This window comes from Priestia sp. LL-8 (genome assembly GCF_036227845.1).
GTDB lineage: Bacteria > Bacillota > Bacilli > Bacillales > Bacillaceae_H > Priestia > Priestia zanthoxyli.
Genome location: NZ_JAZAQH010000001.1, coordinates 4,242,349 through 4,257,984, shown reverse-complemented (window position 1 = coordinate 4,257,984; position 15,636 = coordinate 4,242,349). Strand labels below are relative to the sequence as shown.

The following is a 15,636-nucleotide window of genomic DNA, read 5'->3' as shown; positions in this document are numbered from 1 at the left end:
CAATATCTTGGTGGCCGTTATCACATTTGTGTTAGCGGCTATTTTTTCACTATTTTCCTTTGAATATCACTGGTTTACTGATAGAATATCAAAGGTATTGTAAGTAATAAGGAAATACTAAAAATTGACTATACGTATAAAACAATAGACAATGTATTAAGGTAACTTTATAACAAGTACGAAAGTGAGTGATCCACCTTGGATCTTACAACGATAAAAAATCCTGAGTTTTTAAAGAAAATGTCAGTAACACAATTAGAAGAACTAAGTGAAGAGATTCGTCGTTTTTTAATTACAAAGCTTTCTGCAACTGGTGGTCATATAGGGCCAAATTTGGGGGTTGTTGAGTTAACGCTTGCACTCCATAAAGTGTTCGACAGCCCAAAAGATAAATTTTTATGGGACGTCGGGCATCAGTCGTATGTCCATAAAATTTTAACAGGACGAGCGGGAGAGTTTGATACAATCCGTCAATATAAAGGATTATGCGGTTTTCCAAAGCGAGATGAAAGTGAGCATGATGTATGGGAAACGGGACATAGTTCTACATCACTTTCAGCCGCAATGGGAATGGCTGCAGCAAGAGATTTGCAAAAAACAAAAGCTCACATTGTTCCTATCATTGGTGACGGAGCTTTAACAGGTGGTATGGCTCTTGAAGCGCTTAACCACATCGGGCACGAGCAAACGGATATGACCGTTATTTTAAATGACAATGAAATGTCTATCGCTCCTAACGTGGGGGCTGTACACAGCATTCTAGGGCGTTTGCGCACGGCAGGCAAATACAACTGGGTAAAAGATGAGCTTGAAGTCTTGCTGAAAAAAGTGCCTGCAGTAGGCGGTAAGCTTGCGGCAACGGCAGAACGGGTAAAAGATGGCCTAAAGTACATGGTTGTGTCAGGCATGTTCTTTGAAGATCTTGGCTTTACGTATTTAGGGCCGGTTGACGGCCATAGCTATGATGATTTATTGGAAACGTTACAATATGCAAAGAAAACAAAAGGACCGGTACTGATTCACGTGATTACGAAAAAAGGGAAAGGGTACTTGCCGGCAGAAAGCGATAAAAGCGGAGCGTGGCATGGTACAGGCCCTTACAAAATTGAGTCCGGTGACTTTATTAAAGACAAAAATGTTCCGATTGCTTGGAGTAAATTAGTAAGCGATACGGTATTGAAAATGGCTAGGGAAGATGAGCGTATCGTAGCCGTAACGCCAGCAATGCCTGTAGGCTCAAAACTTGAAGCGTTTCAAAAAGAGTTTCCGCATCGCATGTTTGATGTTGGGATTGCAGAGCAGCATGCAACAACAATGGCAGCGGGTCTTGCAACTCAAAATATGAAGCCCTTTTTAGCTATTTATTCTACGTTTTTACAGCGCGCATACGATCAAGTAGTTCATGATATTTGCCGTCAGAAGCTAAATGTATTTATTGGCATTGATCGCGCTGGACTAGTAGGTGCTGATGGTGAAACGCACCAAGGCGTATTTGATATTGCGTTCTTACGTCATTTGCCTAACCTTGTTATTATGATGCCAAAAGACGAGAATGAAGGTCAGCACATGGTTCATACTGCTTTGACTTATGAAGAAGGTCCGATTGCCATGCGCTATGCGAGAGGAAACGGATTAGGTGTTGAACTCGATTCAGAACTGAAAAACATTCCGATCGGTACATGGGACGTATTAAAAGAAGGTTCAGATACAACCATTTTAACGTTTGGTACAACGATTTCAATGGCGATGGATGCAGCAGCAGAACTTGAGAAGCAAGGAATCAGCGTAAAAGTGGTCAATGCTCGTTTTATTAAACCGCTGGATGAAAAAATGCTTCATGAGATTTTCCAAACTAGTAAGCCTGTGATTACGGTTGAAGAAGCGGTACTTCAAGGCGGTTTTGGAAGCGCGGTGTTAGAGTTTGCATCAGAGCATGGCTATTATGATACGCGCGTTGAACGTATGGGTATTCCTGATCGCTTTATCGAGCACGGCAGCGTAACAAAACTTTTAGAAGAAATTGGCTTAACCAAAGAAGAGATTATAAATCGAGTTAAAAAACTCGTAACACCAACACAAAAGAGGCTTGAAGTTAAGTGACAAAAAAAGAACGAGTAGATGTATTATTAGTAGAACGAGGTTTGATTGAAACAAGAGAAAAAGCAAAGCGTACAGTGATGGCAGGACTTGTTTATGCGAATGAAGTCCGTTTGGATAAGCCGGGAGAGAAAATTGAACGGGATACGCCGCTGACAATTAAAGGTGCAGTGATGCCTTATGTCAGCAGAGGCGGCTTTAAGCTTGAAAAAGCGATTAAAGAATTTAATGTCCATGTAGCGGATAAAATCATGATTGATATTGGTTCTTCTACTGGAGGCTTTACTGATTGTGCGCTTCAAAATGGAGCGAAGATGTCCTATGCGCTAGACGTAGGCTATAATCAGCTAGCTTGGAAGCTTCGTCAAGATGAGCGAGTAGAAGTAATGGAACGAACAAATTTCCGTTATGTGACACCGGCTGATTTATCAAGAGGCTTGCCTGAATTCGCTTCTATTGATGTATCATTTATTTCCTTAAGACTCATTCTTCCTGTGTTAAAAACACTTCTTGTTCCACACAGCGATGTTGTTGCGCTCGTTAAGCCACAATTTGAGGCTGGAAGAGAGCAAGTTGGGAAAAAAGGAATCGTGCGTGATTCAAAAGTGCATGAAGAAGTCCTCCAAGGCATGGTAGATTTCTCGCTTCGTCAAGGATACGATGTATATAACATGTCGTATTCACCGATAACAGGAGGAGATGGAAATATCGAATTTCTTCTCCACCTGCGCTGGAAAGGCGAGCGTGAACTTGGTGAAAATCAAGCTCCGCTTACTGTGCATGAAGTAGTCGAAGAAGCACATAAGACGTTAAAAGAGAAAAAGTAATAATGGCCAATGTTAAGTAAAGACTTAGCATTGGCGATTTGATTATGACTCTTTATACAAAAGGTGCATAATCAAGTTGAACACATTATGATACTTAATTAGTGAAAGACTTATAAACAACAAAACAAAAAGAAGATTACATATTAATGTGAGGTGCCAACATGAATAAAGGGCAAAGACATATTAAAATTCGTGATATTATCACGAATAATGATATTGAAACACAGGATGAATTAGTAGATATTTTAAAAAACCAAGGTTTTAATGTAACACAGGCAACAATCTCTCGTGATATTAAAGAACTGCACTTAGTCAAAGTGCCTTTGATGGACGGGCGATACAAATACAGCTTGCCTGCAGATCAGCGTTTTAATCCCTTACAAAAGTTAAAGCGCTCTCTTATGGACGCATTTGTAAAAATTGATTCAGCCGGACATATGCTGGTGATGAAAACATTGCCGGGAAACGCAAATGCGATTGGCGCATTAATTGATCATTTGGACTGGGATGAAATATTAGGAACAATTTGTGGAGACGATACATGTTTGATTATTTGCCGTACTCCTGAAGATACGCAAATTATATCAGACCGATTCTTAGAAATGTTATAAAGGTGAGTGAAGCAGGTTGTTAGCTGAATTATCCATTAAAAACTTTGCGATTATTGATGAACTTTCTGTTTCATTTGAAAAAGGCTTAACGGTATTAACAGGCGAAACAGGAGCGGGAAAATCGATTATTATTGATGCCATTTCATTGTTAGTAGGTGGAAGAGGCTCTTCGGAGTTTGTTCGCCATGGAACAGACAGAGCCGAAATTGAAGGGCTTTTCTTATTTGATGAAGAACAGCATCCGAGTCACGAAAAAGCCAAACAAGTCGGTTTGGAAGTGGAAGATGGAATGATTGTGCTTCGCCGAGATATCACTACAAATGGGAAAAGTATTTGCCGTATCAATGGGAAGCTCGTAACGTTAGCTATCCTACGTGAAGTCGGACAGACGTTAATTGATATACATGGACAGCACGAGCACCAAGATTTAATGAATCAAGATCGTCACTTAACTCTTCTTGATCAATATGGAGGAGAAAAAGTAGAAGAGGCTTTGACGGAGTATCGAGAGGTATTTTCTAGATATACATCATTAAAAAAGCAGTTGGATCAATTAACTGAAAATGAGCAGCAGATGGCACATCGCCTCGATCTTATTCAATTTCAATTAGATGAAATCAAAGCGGCAAATTTGCAACTCAATGAAGACGAGGAACTAAATGAAGAGCGTTTGAAGATTTCCAACTTTGAAAAGATCTATACGTCGCTAAACGATGCGTACAATGCGCTGCACGGTGAACATCAAGGTTTGGATTGGGTAGGCGTAGCAATGAATCATACGGAGGATATTTCGTCACTGGAAAAAAACTATGCCGAAATTTCGGAGATTATTTCATCGAGCTTCTATCAGTTAGAAGACGCATCTTATAAAATTCGTCAGCAGCTGGATTTATTAGAATTTGATCCGAAACGCTTAGATTTTATTGAAGCGCGTTTAAATGAAATTAATCATTTAAAGCGTAAATACGGTCAAAGTGTAGATGAAATTCTAGAATATGCAGCGCAAATTGAAGATGAAATTGATCGTATTGAAAATCGAGATACGCACGTGAGCAAAATCAAAGAACAGTTAAACAGCGTAGCACAGGATTTATTAGTAGAAGCTAACAACGTTTCAGCTATTCGAAAAAAACTTGCTCAGGAGTTAACGGACAGCATCCATCATGAACTTCAAGAGCTGTATATGGCCAAAACCGTATTTCAAATTAAATTTTCTGTTGTGAATGCAGGAAAAAATGATGTTGAAGTAAATGGAGAGAGAATCAAATTCACTAAAGATGGTATTGATAACGTAGCGTTTTATATTTCTACCAACCCTGGTGAACCGTTAAAGCCTCTTGCAAAAGTAGCATCGGGAGGAGAACTGTCAAGGATTATGCTGGCGTTAAAAAGCATCTTCTCTAAACATCAAGGTGTGACGTCCATTATCTTTGATGAAGTTGATACAGGCGTAAGTGGAAGAGTAGCTCAATCGATCGGTGAAAAAATACATGCCATTTCCGTTGATTCACAGGTTCTCTGTATATCTCATCTGCCGCAAGTAGCAGCTATGGCAGATACTCATCTCTTTATTGCTAAAGAGATAAAAGGTGATCGTACAACCACGTCTGTTCTTCCATTAACTCTTGATGAAAAAGTAAAAGAAATTGGTCGAATGATTGCAGGAGCTGAAATTACAAGCTTAACGAAAGAACATGCCAAAGAGCTTTTAGATTTAGCGGATAAGATGAAGCAGACCATTTAAAAAAAACACCTTTTAACACGTAACAGTATGTGTTAAAGGTGTTTTTTTATACAAAATGGAGGAACTGAAAATGTTTCCTTGCACTTCTTTTCATTTTTCTCTGAACTTCTGTTATAAATGCGCTCTAAGAAGGCTAAATTAAATGTGTAGCCATTTAGGCGAGGAAGCGAGGAGAGTGAAAACATGCAAAATCGATACAGACATATAATTGGTGCGATTCTCCTTGTTTCGTTCATTTTTGTAGGATTTATTCCAGTTGTGCAACAATATATACACATTCCAAAACAAATCGTCTTATTTGAACAGCAAAAAGAAAAAATTAATACGACACTACCGCTTAGCGTAGAAGCTTCATCACCTGTTTACGATGTAACAAGTAACAAGGCGAAGCTGACCGTAGCAGGCAAACAGGTAGGCAAAGAAGAGTTGATGCTTCATTTGGCCGGTATTCCTGTAAAGCGTGTAGACGTGCAGGTATTATCTGATTTTAAAGTCATTCCAGGTGGACAATCAATCGGTGTGAAATTAAATTCAAAAGGTGTTCTTGTTGTAGGCTATCATCAGGTAGATACAGCAAAAGGTAAAAAATCTCCTGGAGAAATTGCCGGTATTCAAGTTGGAGATATGATTACGAAGATTAATGGTAAAACCATTGAAAAAATGAGTGATATTACACCGTTTATTCAGCAGGCAGGAAAAACGGGTGAACCATTAAATCTGCATATTTTAAGAGAAAAAAAGCAGTTTGACACTAAGCTATATCCGTTAAAAGATAAGCAAGATTATGCTTACAGAATCGGTTTATACATTCGTGATTCAGCTGCAGGAATCGGTACAATGACTTTTTATGATCCGAAATCTAAAAAATACGGCGCTTTAGGCCATGTTATTTCAGATATGGATACAAAAAAGCCAATCGTAGTAGAAGATGGCCAAATTGTCCGTTCGACCGTCACATCGATCGAGAAAGGTTCTAACGGCGTTCCAGGCGAAAAGTTAGCAAGGTTTTCTGAAGATAGACAAATCATTGGAAATATTACACGAAATAGTCCTTTTGGTATTTTTGGAAAATTGTCTTCAACAATGGAAAACGGAATAATGGATAAAGCAATGCCAATTGCTCTATCTCATCAAGTAAAAGAAGGACCGGCTAAAATTCTAACGGTAGTAGATGATGATCAAGTGGAAGAATTTGATATTGAAATTATGAGTACTATACCTCAAAAGTTTCCAGCTACTAAAGGAATGGTTATTAAAATTACAGATCCTAAATTGCTAAAGAAAACAGGTGGAATTGTTCAAGGAATGAGCGGGAGTCCGATTATTCAAAACGGTAAAGTCGTTGGAGCGGTTACCCATGTTTTTGTAAATGATCCTACCTCGGGTTACGGTGTCCACATTGAATGGATGCTTAACGAAGCAGGAATCGATATTTATAAAAATAATCGAAAAAAAGCGAGCTAATGTTGTCATTAGTTCGCTTTTTTTGATAAAAATTATTGTCGTAAATGTACGAGAAAAACGTCGAAAAACAAAGAAAATAAGAGAAAATCGAATAAATTCCATTTAAAAGACTTTTTTCTAAAAAAATAAAGGAAATAATGTTGCATTGTCGAATTTGTCCTTTAGAATAAAGAATAGAGACACGTAGGAAACGACGTATAACATAAAGGACTGAGGAGGAAGCTGCATTGAAAAAAATTAAAGTATGCTTGGTTGATGATAATCGGGAACTAATTGGTTTGCTTGAAGATTATATTTCAGAGCAAGAAGACATGGAAGTAATCGGAGTAGCTTACAATGGACAAGAGTGTTTATCCATTTTAAAAGATAAAGATCCGGATGTTCTTGTATTAGACATTATTATGCCGCATCTAGATGGATTAGCAGTTTTAGGTCAGTTGAAAGAAATGAAAAAAGAAAATTATCCAAATGTCATTATGCTAACAGCATTTGGGCAAGAAGACGTAACGAAAAAAGCGGTCGATTTAGGAGCTGCTTATTTTATTCTAAAGCCGTTTGATATGGAAAACTTAGTGAATCATATTCGTCAAGTTAGCGGACAAACATCTTCATTTATGCAACGTTCATCTTCTTCTATGCGTTCACATCGCGACAGCAAACCAGCAAATTTAGATGCCAGCATTACGAGCATCATTCACGAAATTGGTGTGCCTGCTCATATTAAAGGCTATTTATATTTGAGAGAAGCCATTTCAATGGTATATAAGGATATTGAGCTGCTTGGGTCGATTACAAAAGTACTGTATCCTGATATTGCAAAAAAATATAATACAACAGCAAGCCGCGTTGAGCGCGCCATTCGTCATGCTATTGAAGTAGCATGGAGCCGAGGAAACATTGATTCCATTTCTTCATTATTCGGATATACTGTCAGCATGTCAAAAGCGAAGCCGACAAATAGTGAATTTATCGCCATGGTGGCGGATAAATTACGCCTTGAACATAAAGCGAGTTGAAAGGGATAGGACTGCTGGAATTACGGGGTTTTGAGTGAGCTGATACCTTTTGTAATACAGAGTACATGCCGATAAACTTTTGGAATTTACACTAGATAGTAAACTGAAAACCAATAAACTTTTTACTGCAGGGCCGATGAATTTTAAGAATTCATTGGTCCTTTTATTTTGTTTTAAGAGGTGAAAATATTGAGGTTAACGGAACGTGCATCTTGTTTTTCTTCATATCCATAGTGGTATATTTTATTGAAATAATTTATTTAATTGTTATGAGGGTTTTGTACTTGAAAGAAGATTTAGAAGATGCATTAAAAAATTTATCTGCGTATTTTAAATGTGATATGGATAAGTAAATGATAAAAAAAGCAGCCTTCAGAAAAGGCTGCTTTTTTTAATCCATTAATTTAGCAATCGGTTTTGAAAGGAACAGAACAATAATTCCAAGTACAATTGTCACAGCTCCGATTAAACTGAAAATGTCAAAATAACCTAACGACTGTGTATAAGATGCAAGAACACCCGCTAGCTTATTAGCAACAGCAGAGCTTGCCATCCATACGCCCATTAACAGAGAAGCAAGTTTTAATGGAGCCAGTCTACTTACCATAGACAACCCTACTGGTGAAATCATAAGCTCAGCTAGCGTGTGCAGGAAGTAAGTGAAAATCATAAACAGGATATTTACTTTTAAAGCTGGGTCATTACCAGTATACATAACGGCTGGAATTAAAATTAAGAATCCTAATCCGACTGTTACAAGTCCCATACCCATTTTTGTTGGTGTTTTAAAATCACCGCGTTTTGAATTTCCTAGCTTGTACCAAACAAGTGACATAATTGGTGCTAAAATCATGATAAACAGTGGATTCAATGATTGGAACCACTCTGTTGGAACCGTAAAACTACCGATTTGACGATCAATTTGATCTTGAGCATATAGCGTTAAAGAACTTCCAGCCTGTTCAAAAGCTGTCCAGAAAGCAATAACAACGAAAGCTAGAATAACGATAGCAACCGTTCTTTTCTTTTCTCGTGCTGTCAGCGGAGCAGTTGATGTTTGAGATGCTGCTGCATGAACTTTTCCTGTAGGCTCTTTCCCAATATCACCTAAATAGCGATTAGCCAGTAGGTTAAATAAAATTTGTCCAACAACCATTCCAATAGCTGCTGTTAAGAATCCGTATTTGTAACTCATTAATCCAACAACTAACGGTGCGAAAAATGCACCAAAGTTAATACCCATATAAAAAATAGTAAAAGCACCGTCACGACGAGGATCATTTTCTTCATACAGATCTCCGACTAATGTGGAGATATTTGGTTTGAAAAATCCGTTTCCGATAATTAGTAAAGCAAGTCCGATATACAAAGCGGCTACGCTTTGATGAATGAAGATGGAAAAATTCCCAAGTGCCATAATCACACCACCGATAGTGATGGCTAGTCTTCTTCCGAGGAAGCGGTCTGTTAAATATCCGCCAATCATCGGCGTAATGTAAACAGCACTAGTGAATGTTCCATATAAGCTCAGTGCAGTTGCTTTATCTACACCAAGACCACCTTGAGCAGCGGTAGCAGTTAAATAAAGAACCAGAATGGCTCTCATTCCATAATAACTAAATCTTTCCCATGCCTCAGTAGCGAATAATAAGTACAGTCCAGGAGGGTGTTTTTTCCTAGACTCATTTGGCTGCTGATTTTCGTGTTGTACAGCTGCTTGCATAATGAAGTCCCCCTAAAATTTTTCTCATACTATTTAATTCTTTTGTTTGAATTAATCAAAAAATCAGAATATAAGTACTGGAATAAATATAATGTATTTTTATTTTAGTAGAAAAACAATAATTTCGTCAATGAAATTATATGGAAAAATCAAAAAATAATTAAATATACACAAAAAAGTATTAAATTACTTATTTAAAAGCATTTCTAAAAATACATTTATATTATTAAATATTCTAATATATGTTATAGGGAATGAATCGAGAAGGTAATACTATTTTTGGAAATGAAAATTCGAAATAAAAAAGGATCTGTTATTCAGATCCTTTTTTATCTTCGTCCGCATTTAATTCAGCAAGTTTCTGCAGCAAAATATGCTGAGGCATATGCATTAATTGCTCGAGGGGGATATTTAATTGTTCCGCTAATTTTACGGCTGTATCCGGTGAAATTTGCAGTGGTCTCATACACAACGACCTCCTTTTGCATATAAAGTAATGAAAGTGAAAAAGTATAAACAGTAAATTCGTGCTTTCACTATTAAGTAATGCTAAAGTTAATAATAAGTGATAATAGAGGAGTTGAGCAAGTATGTTTGTAATAGGTCATCGCGGCGCAGCTGGAACGTTTCCTGAAAATACGATGATTTCCTTCAAAGAAGCAGCGAGAGTTGGCGCACACGGAATTGAGCTTGATGTGCATATGACAAAGGATGGGGAACTTGCTGTAATTCATGATGAAAAAGTAGATCGAACGACGAATGGAAAAGGGTATGTAAAAGATTTTACGTATCAAGATTTACAAAAATTAGATGCGAGCTATAAGTTCAAAAAAAAGTATGGGGTATGTAAAATCCCCATGTTAAATGAAGTAATGGAGTGGGCTTCAAGTGAAGGAATTAGTGTAAATATTGAGTTGAAAAACAATATATTTGACTATCCATACTTAGAAATGAAAGTTTTAGACTTAATTTATTTATACAAGATGAAGGATCGAACGATGATTTCATCTTTTAATCATAACAGCTTAGCCCGAATTGGTTCTTTGGATTCTACGATTGAAACAGCTATTTTATATTCTTATCCGATGTATGAGCCTTGGGTATATGCGCAGCATCTTGGCGCAAAAGCTCTTCACCCTAATCAGCGTACCGTGAATGAAGTAAATGTAGCCGCTTCGAAAGATTGTCAAATTCCAGTGCGACCTTACACAGTAAATGATGTAAAAGTAGCTGAGCAGCTTCGGAAATATGGATGTGAATCCATTATTACTGATTATCCTGAAAAAATGGTGAAGCAATTTGGGGGACGCTTTTCGTAAAAAAACATCGCATTAATGCGATGTTTTTTTATCTTTTTGAAATCTGTTTTGAACTTTGTTTCGCTTGCGGTCTCTGTGCAGAATAAAGCCAGCAACAAATCCAAGGCCGATTAAAAATAACAAAAGACCGACTGAAAATTGCAAAAATAAAGAAGGGAACGGGGATTGCAGGATGCCAAAAATCATATCTCTCATAAGTTTAATGCCATATCCAGCGAGTATACCAGGAATAAGTAAGATTAGCAGGGCAATAATTCGAACCATAGCTTCTCCTTTCGCTTCTCTTTTTTTAAAATGAATGCGTTTACATTGTGAAACCGTTATACTTGAATCATAAAAGAACTAAATAAATTGTCAAGAGGGTTTCTTTTTTTATATGATAGGTATATGCAATATTTTGCACGGAATATGTACATATTAAGTAGAAAAGGTGAAAAAATATGCAAAACGTGTTGATTGTTGGAGGAGGAAAAGGCGGATTAGCTATTCTGAAAATCTTGTTGGAAACCGAATTTATGAAAGTGATTGGTGTAGTAGACGTTCGAGCTAATGCGCCGGCTGTTTTGCATGCGCAAGAACAAGATATTTCAACCGGAATGAATTGGGAGCCTTATATGACAAAGCAGCTCGATGTCATTGTTGAAACAACAGGTAAACAAGGTGTCTTTCAACAATTGCAGAGAAGCAAACCTGCTGATGCACTGGTAGTGCCGGGATTGGTTGCTGAAATTATGGCCAATCTGATGGAGGAAAAAGAAGAGTTAATTCAGCGGTTAAAGCAAGAATCGTATAAATATGATCTTATTTTTAACGCGGCTCATGATGCGATGGTCGTGATTGATAGGAATGGATATATTACGCTATTTAATCAAAGTGCCGAGCGTTTGACGAACTTTTCATACAGAGATGTAATTGGTAAGCATCTTCATGAAGTCATTCCAAATAGTAAACTTGTCGATGTTCTTCATACAAAAACGATTGATCAAAATAGTGAATTTGTGTTAGATAGCGGACACAAGGTAATTACGACTAGAATACCAATACTCGACGAGAATGGAGAGCTGTTTGGGGCTTTTTCGATTTTTAAAGATATTACGGACGTTGTCGGATTGGCAGAAGAAGTTACGAACTTAAAAGAAGTACAAACGATGCTTCAAGCTATTATTCAATCTTCTGAAGAAGCTATTTCGGTTGTCGATGAAGAAGGAAGAGGGATTTTAATTAATCCTGCTTATACGAGAATTACGGGTTTAAAAAAGACGGATATTATTGGTCAGCCCGCGACTGCCGATATCTCTGAAGGAGACAGTATGCACATGAAGGTGCTGCAAACAAGGCGTCCTGTTCGAGGTGTAAGAATGAGGCTCGGTCCGAGTAAAAGAGACGTAGTTGTGAATGTTGCACCCGTTATTGTTGATGGAAAATTAAAAGGCAGCGTTGGCGTTATCCATGATATGTCTGAAATTCAAGAGCTTACAAATGAACTCAAAAGAGCGCGTCAAATTATCCGAACGCTTGAAGCTAAATATTCATTTGCTGATATCATTGGTCAATCTGAAGAGTTTCAGTTAGCAATTGAGCAGGCTAGACTTGCTGCTAAAACACCAGCCACTGTTTTGCTTAGAGGTGAATCTGGTACGGGTAAAGAGTTGTTTGCACATGCGATTCATAATGCGAGCAGCCGAAAGTTTAATAAATTCGTCCGGATTAACTGTGCTGCGCTTTCTGAGTCTTTGCTTGAAAGCGAACTTTTTGGGTATGAAGAAGGAGCTTTTTCCGGGGCAAAACGAGGCGGAAAACGAGGCGTTTTTGAAGAAGCCAATAACGGTAGCATCTTTTTAGATGAAATTGGGGAGCTTTCAGCTCATATGCAGGCTAAGCTGCTTCGGGTGCTTCAAGAAAAAGAGCTTATTCGCGTTGGAGGAACGACTCCTATTCCGGTGAATGTTCGCGTTATTGCAGCTACGAATGTGAATTTAGAAAAAGGAATGGCTGATGGAAGCATCAGACAGGACTTGTATTATCGGCTAAACAAAATTCCGATTCACATACCTCCTCTTCGGAAGAGAAAAGAGGATATTGGAGCGCTTGTTACACACTTAATTACAAAAATTAATCAAGATTACGGCCGGAACGTTGAAGGGGTAACAGAGGGGGCTTTACAATCATTAAGATCATACGACTGGCCAGGAAACGTCAGAGAGCTTGAAAACATATTAGGCCGAGCCATTATTTATATGCACTATACGGAAACAATGATTGATTCTGTTCATCTTCCTTCACTTGAAGGCAAGGGCAAAAAAGAAAAAAATCAGGTGAATGAAGAGGTAGTGTTCGAAGGGAAGACTTTAGCGCACATGATGGAAAATTATGAAGCGGAACTTATTCAAAAAGTGCTGCTTGCAAACGAGTATAACCGAACGAAAACAGCAAAACAGCTCAATATTTCCCTGCGTTCTCTGTATTATAAGTTGGAAAAATACAATCTTGCAAATAACAGCATGCAATAAAGTGCATGGTGTGCAATTTATTGCATATAAATAGAGAGGTATTCTTTTTTTCTGTTTGTCGTTAGAATCAATAAAAAAAATTTTTTGTGCGTAAGAACGGATATAAGCAGCTATATTATGTAATATATGCAGGGGATGGCACAAATCTTGCATGTATTTTAGGTGACTGTATAAATGCGCAGTATGCTCTTTAAAAAAGGACAAAAGAAAGAATGAAAAAGGAGAGGTCGAACATTCCATGACTCTTGCTACCATCTTATCTCGGGTTGCTAAGCAGTCTTCTTTGACTGTTGCTGTTGCTGCAGCTGAAGACTTAGAAACAATTGAGGCAGTGTATGAAGCTGTGTCAAGGGAAGTTTCTGAATTTATTTTGTTTGGCAACGAAACGACAATTAATGAATTATTCAGGCAGTACCGCCCATCCTTACTCAATCATAAGGCTGTGACGGTCGTACATACGGAGTCTGTTTTAGAAGCAGCTCAATTGGCTGTGCGTTCAGTTCAGCAAGGTCAAGCTCATATCGTAATGAAAGGGAATTTATCCACATCGCTTATTTTAAAAGCTGTGTTAAATAAAGAACATGGTTTGCGTACGGGAAATGTTTTATCACATGTAGCTGTGTTCGACGTTCCTCACTATGACAGTCCGATTCTTGTAACAGATGCAGCTATGAATATTACGCCATCTCTGGAAGAGAAAGTTCAAATCATTCAAAATGCGGTGAACGTTGCTCACTCGATTGGGATAGAGGTACCAAAGGTAGCTCCTATTGCGGCGGTTGAAGTTGTGAACCCTTTGATGCCTGCAACAGTAGAGGCTGCACTTCTTACCCAGATGAACCGCAGAGGACAAATTAAAGGCTGCGTTATTGATGGACCTTTAGCACTCGACAATGCCATTAACATAGAAGCAGCCAAGCAAAAAGGCATTCAAAGTGAAGTTGCCGGTCAAGCAGATATATTACTCGTTCCTGCAATTGAAACAGGGAACGTCCTATATAAATCCCTTATTTATTTTGCTAAAGCAAAAGTTGGAGCTGTTCTAGCGGGGGCTAAAGCTCCGGTCGTCTTAACATCAAGAGCAGATTCAGCAGAAAGCAAATTATACTCACTGGCGCTTGCTATTAGCGTCGCTCAACAGAATTCTTAGGAGGCACTAACAATGAAAATTTTTGACTATATGGAAACATACGATTATGAGCAGTTATTATTTTGCCAAGATAAAGATTCAGGCTTAAAAGCCATTATTGCGATTCACGATACAACAATTGGACCAGCTCTAGGTGGTACGAGAATGTGGACATATGAATCAGAAGAGGCTGCAATTGAAGATGCTCTTCGTCTATCACGCGGAATGACTTATAAAAATGCAGCAGCAGGCTTGAACTTAGGAGGAGGGAAAACGGTTATTATCGGAGATCCTCGCAAAGACAAAAATGAAGCGATGTTCCGTGCATTTGGCCGCTTTATTCAAGGGTTAAATGGTCGATATATTACAGCAGAAGATGTGGGCACAACGGTAGAGGATATGGATATTGTATATGAGGAAACGGATTATGTAACGGGTGTATCTCCTGCTTTTGGTTCATCAGGCAATCCATCACCAGTCACAGCTTACGGTGTATACCGAGGAATTAAAGCAGCAGCAAAAGAAGCATTTGGAACAGATATGCTTGAAGGAAAAGTAGTAGCTGTTCAAGGTGTAGGAAACGTAGCATACAATTTATGCCGCCACCTTCACGAAGAAGGAGCGAAACTTATTGTAACGGATATTAATAAAGAAGCTGTTCAGCGTGCGGTAGAAGAATTTGGTGCGCAAGCAGTAGACCCGAATGATATTTATGGTGTAGAATGTGATATCTATGCTCCTTGTGCACTCGGAGCAACGATTAACGATGAAACGATCCCTCAAATAAAAGCAAAAGTTATTGCAGGGGCAGCTAATAATCAATTGAAAGAAACGCGTCATGGTGATTTAATTCATGAATTAGGCATTGTATATGCACCGGACTATGTTATTAACGCAGGAGGCGTTATTAACGTAGCTGATGAGCTAGTTGGATATAACCGTGAGCGTGCGCTGAAAAAAGTTGAAGGTATTTATGATAATATTGAAAAGGTAGTTGAAATCTCGAAGAGAGATGGTATTCCAACCTATCTAGCAGCAGATCGCTTAGCTGAAGAAAGAATTGAAAAGCTGCGTCGTTCACGCAGTCAATTTTTACAAAATGGACAGCATATTTTAAGTAGACGTCATACGCGCTAATGTTTGAGCTGAAGGCTAGGCAAAAGGAATAAATGAAATCCTTTCGACCTAGCCTTCGT

Annotated in this window: 13 protein-coding genes; 10 read left to right on the top strand and 3 right to left on the bottom strand. The window is 38.3% G+C overall.

Annotated elements, in window-relative coordinates:
• The first annotated feature begins 198 nt into the window (after positions 1–198).
• The 6 genes from dxs (at position 199) to spo0A (ending at position 7,759) form a co-directional block, all read left to right on the top strand.
• Positions 199–2,100 carry a 1-deoxy-D-xylulose-5-phosphate synthase gene (gene dxs, locus U9R83_RS22215; protein WP_014458248.1) on the top strand — a complete coding sequence of 634 codons (1,902 nt, stop codon included), beginning with the start codon at positions 199–201 and terminating at the stop codon, positions 2,098–2,100.
• A complete protein-coding gene (locus tag U9R83_RS22210; protein WP_014458249.1) occupies positions 2,097–2,924 on the top strand; it encodes a TlyA family RNA methyltransferase in 828 nt (275 codons plus the stop codon). The genes dxs and U9R83_RS22210 overlap by 4 nt, the downstream gene beginning before the upstream one ends.
• 161 nt (positions 2,925–3,085) lie before the next feature.
• A complete protein-coding gene (ahrC, locus tag U9R83_RS22205; protein WP_013059136.1) occupies positions 3,086–3,535 on the top strand; it encodes a transcriptional regulator AhrC/ArgR in 450 nt (149 codons plus the stop codon).
• Between the two features lie 16 nt (positions 3,536–3,551).
• Positions 3,552–5,279 (top strand): DNA repair protein RecN, encoded by a 1,728-nt coding sequence (gene recN / locus U9R83_RS22200; RefSeq protein WP_014458250.1) that lies wholly within the window; start codon positions 3,552–3,554, stop codon positions 5,277–5,279.
• Positions 5,280–5,462: 183 nt separating this feature from the next.
• Positions 5,463–6,743 carry a SpoIVB peptidase gene (gene spoIVB / locus U9R83_RS22195; RefSeq protein WP_028411587.1) on the top strand — a complete coding sequence of 427 codons (1,281 nt, stop codon included), beginning with the start codon at positions 5,463–5,465 and terminating at the stop codon, positions 6,741–6,743.
• 227 nt (positions 6,744–6,970) lie between these two features.
• On the top strand, positions 6,971–7,759 hold the full coding sequence (spo0A, locus tag U9R83_RS22190; RefSeq protein WP_013084985.1) for a sporulation transcription factor Spo0A: 789 nt from the start codon (positions 6,971–6,973) through the stop codon (positions 7,757–7,759).
• Between the two features lie 391 nt (positions 7,760–8,150).
• Here spo0A and U9R83_RS22185 read toward each other — a convergent pair whose 3' ends face one another.
• Together U9R83_RS22185 and U9R83_RS22180 are read right to left on the bottom strand one after the other, a co-directional pair.
• On the bottom strand, positions 8,151–9,482 hold the full coding sequence (locus U9R83_RS22185) for a peptide MFS transporter (protein WP_014458254.1): 1,332 nt from the start codon (positions 9,480–9,482) through the stop codon (positions 8,151–8,153).
• A gap of 313 nt (positions 9,483–9,795) precedes the next feature.
• Positions 9,796–9,948, bottom strand: a complete 153-nt coding sequence (locus U9R83_RS22180) for a YycC family protein (protein WP_080564743.1) — start codon at positions 9,946–9,948, stop codon at positions 9,796–9,798.
• Positions 9,949–10,072: 124 nt separating this feature from the next.
• Here U9R83_RS22180 and U9R83_RS22175 point away from each other — a divergent pair, with 124 nt between their 5' ends.
• Positions 10,073–10,801 (top strand): glycerophosphodiester phosphodiesterase, encoded by a 729-nt coding sequence (locus U9R83_RS22175; RefSeq protein WP_014458256.1) that lies wholly within the window; start codon positions 10,073–10,075, stop codon positions 10,799–10,801.
• A 12-nt stretch (positions 10,802–10,813) separates the two neighbouring features.
• Here the strand turns inward: U9R83_RS22175 and U9R83_RS22170 are convergent, their stop codons facing one another.
• Positions 10,814–11,065 carry a DUF2627 domain-containing protein gene (locus tag U9R83_RS22170; protein ID WP_013059128.1) on the bottom strand — a complete coding sequence of 84 codons (252 nt, stop codon included), beginning with the start codon at positions 11,063–11,065 and terminating at the stop codon, positions 10,814–10,816.
• Positions 11,066–11,241: 176 nt separating this feature from the next.
• Here U9R83_RS22170 and U9R83_RS22165 point away from each other — a divergent pair, with 176 nt between their 5' ends.
• The 3 genes from U9R83_RS22165 to bcd all read left to right on the top strand — a co-directional run bounded on the left by U9R83_RS22165 (position 11,242) and on the right by bcd (position 15,577).
• Positions 11,242–13,311 (top strand): sigma-54 interaction domain-containing protein, encoded by a 2,070-nt coding sequence (locus U9R83_RS22165; protein WP_014458257.1) that lies wholly within the window; start codon positions 11,242–11,244, stop codon positions 13,309–13,311.
• A 166-nt stretch (positions 13,312–13,477) separates the two neighbouring features.
• Positions 13,478–14,461: a phosphate butyryltransferase gene (gene yqiS, locus U9R83_RS22160; RefSeq protein ID WP_226555545.1), complete on the top strand. Its 984-nt coding sequence runs from the start codon at positions 13,478–13,480 to the stop codon at positions 14,459–14,461.
• Positions 14,462–14,473: 12 nt separating this feature from the next.
• The gene (bcd, locus tag U9R83_RS22155) at positions 14,474–15,577 is read left to right on the top strand and encodes a branched-chain amino acid dehydrogenase (protein WP_013059125.1); all 1,104 of its coding nucleotides are present in this window, start codon (positions 14,474–14,476) and stop codon (positions 15,575–15,577) included.
• Positions 15,578–15,636 lie beyond the last annotated feature (59 nt).

Excerpts from the sequence above, each read along its gene's own strand:
- ahrC (WP_013059136.1), top strand. The coding sequence starts at position 3,086 with ATGAATAAAGGGCAAAGACATATTAAAATTCGTGATATTATCACGAAT.
- spoIVB (WP_028411587.1), top strand. The coding sequence starts at position 5,463 with ATGCAAAATCGATACAGACATATAATTGGTGCGATTCTCCTTGTTTCG.
- U9R83_RS22185 (WP_014458254.1), bottom strand. The coding sequence starts at position 9,482 with ATGCAAGCAGCTGTACAACACGAAAATCAGCAGCCAAATGAGTCTAGG.
- U9R83_RS22180 (WP_080564743.1), bottom strand. The coding sequence starts at position 9,948 with ATGAGACCACTGCAAATTTCACCGGATACAGCCGTAAAATTAGCGGAA.
- U9R83_RS22175 (WP_014458256.1), top strand. The coding sequence starts at position 10,073 with ATGTTTGTAATAGGTCATCGCGGCGCAGCTGGAACGTTTCCTGAAAAT.
- U9R83_RS22170 (WP_013059128.1), bottom strand. The coding sequence starts at position 11,065 with ATGGTTCGAATTATTGCCCTGCTAATCTTACTTATTCCTGGTATACTC.
- U9R83_RS22165 (WP_014458257.1), top strand. The coding sequence starts at position 11,242 with ATGCAAAACGTGTTGATTGTTGGAGGAGGAAAAGGCGGATTAGCTATT.
- bcd (WP_013059125.1), top strand. The coding sequence starts at position 14,474 with ATGAAAATTTTTGACTATATGGAAACATACGATTATGAGCAGTTATTA.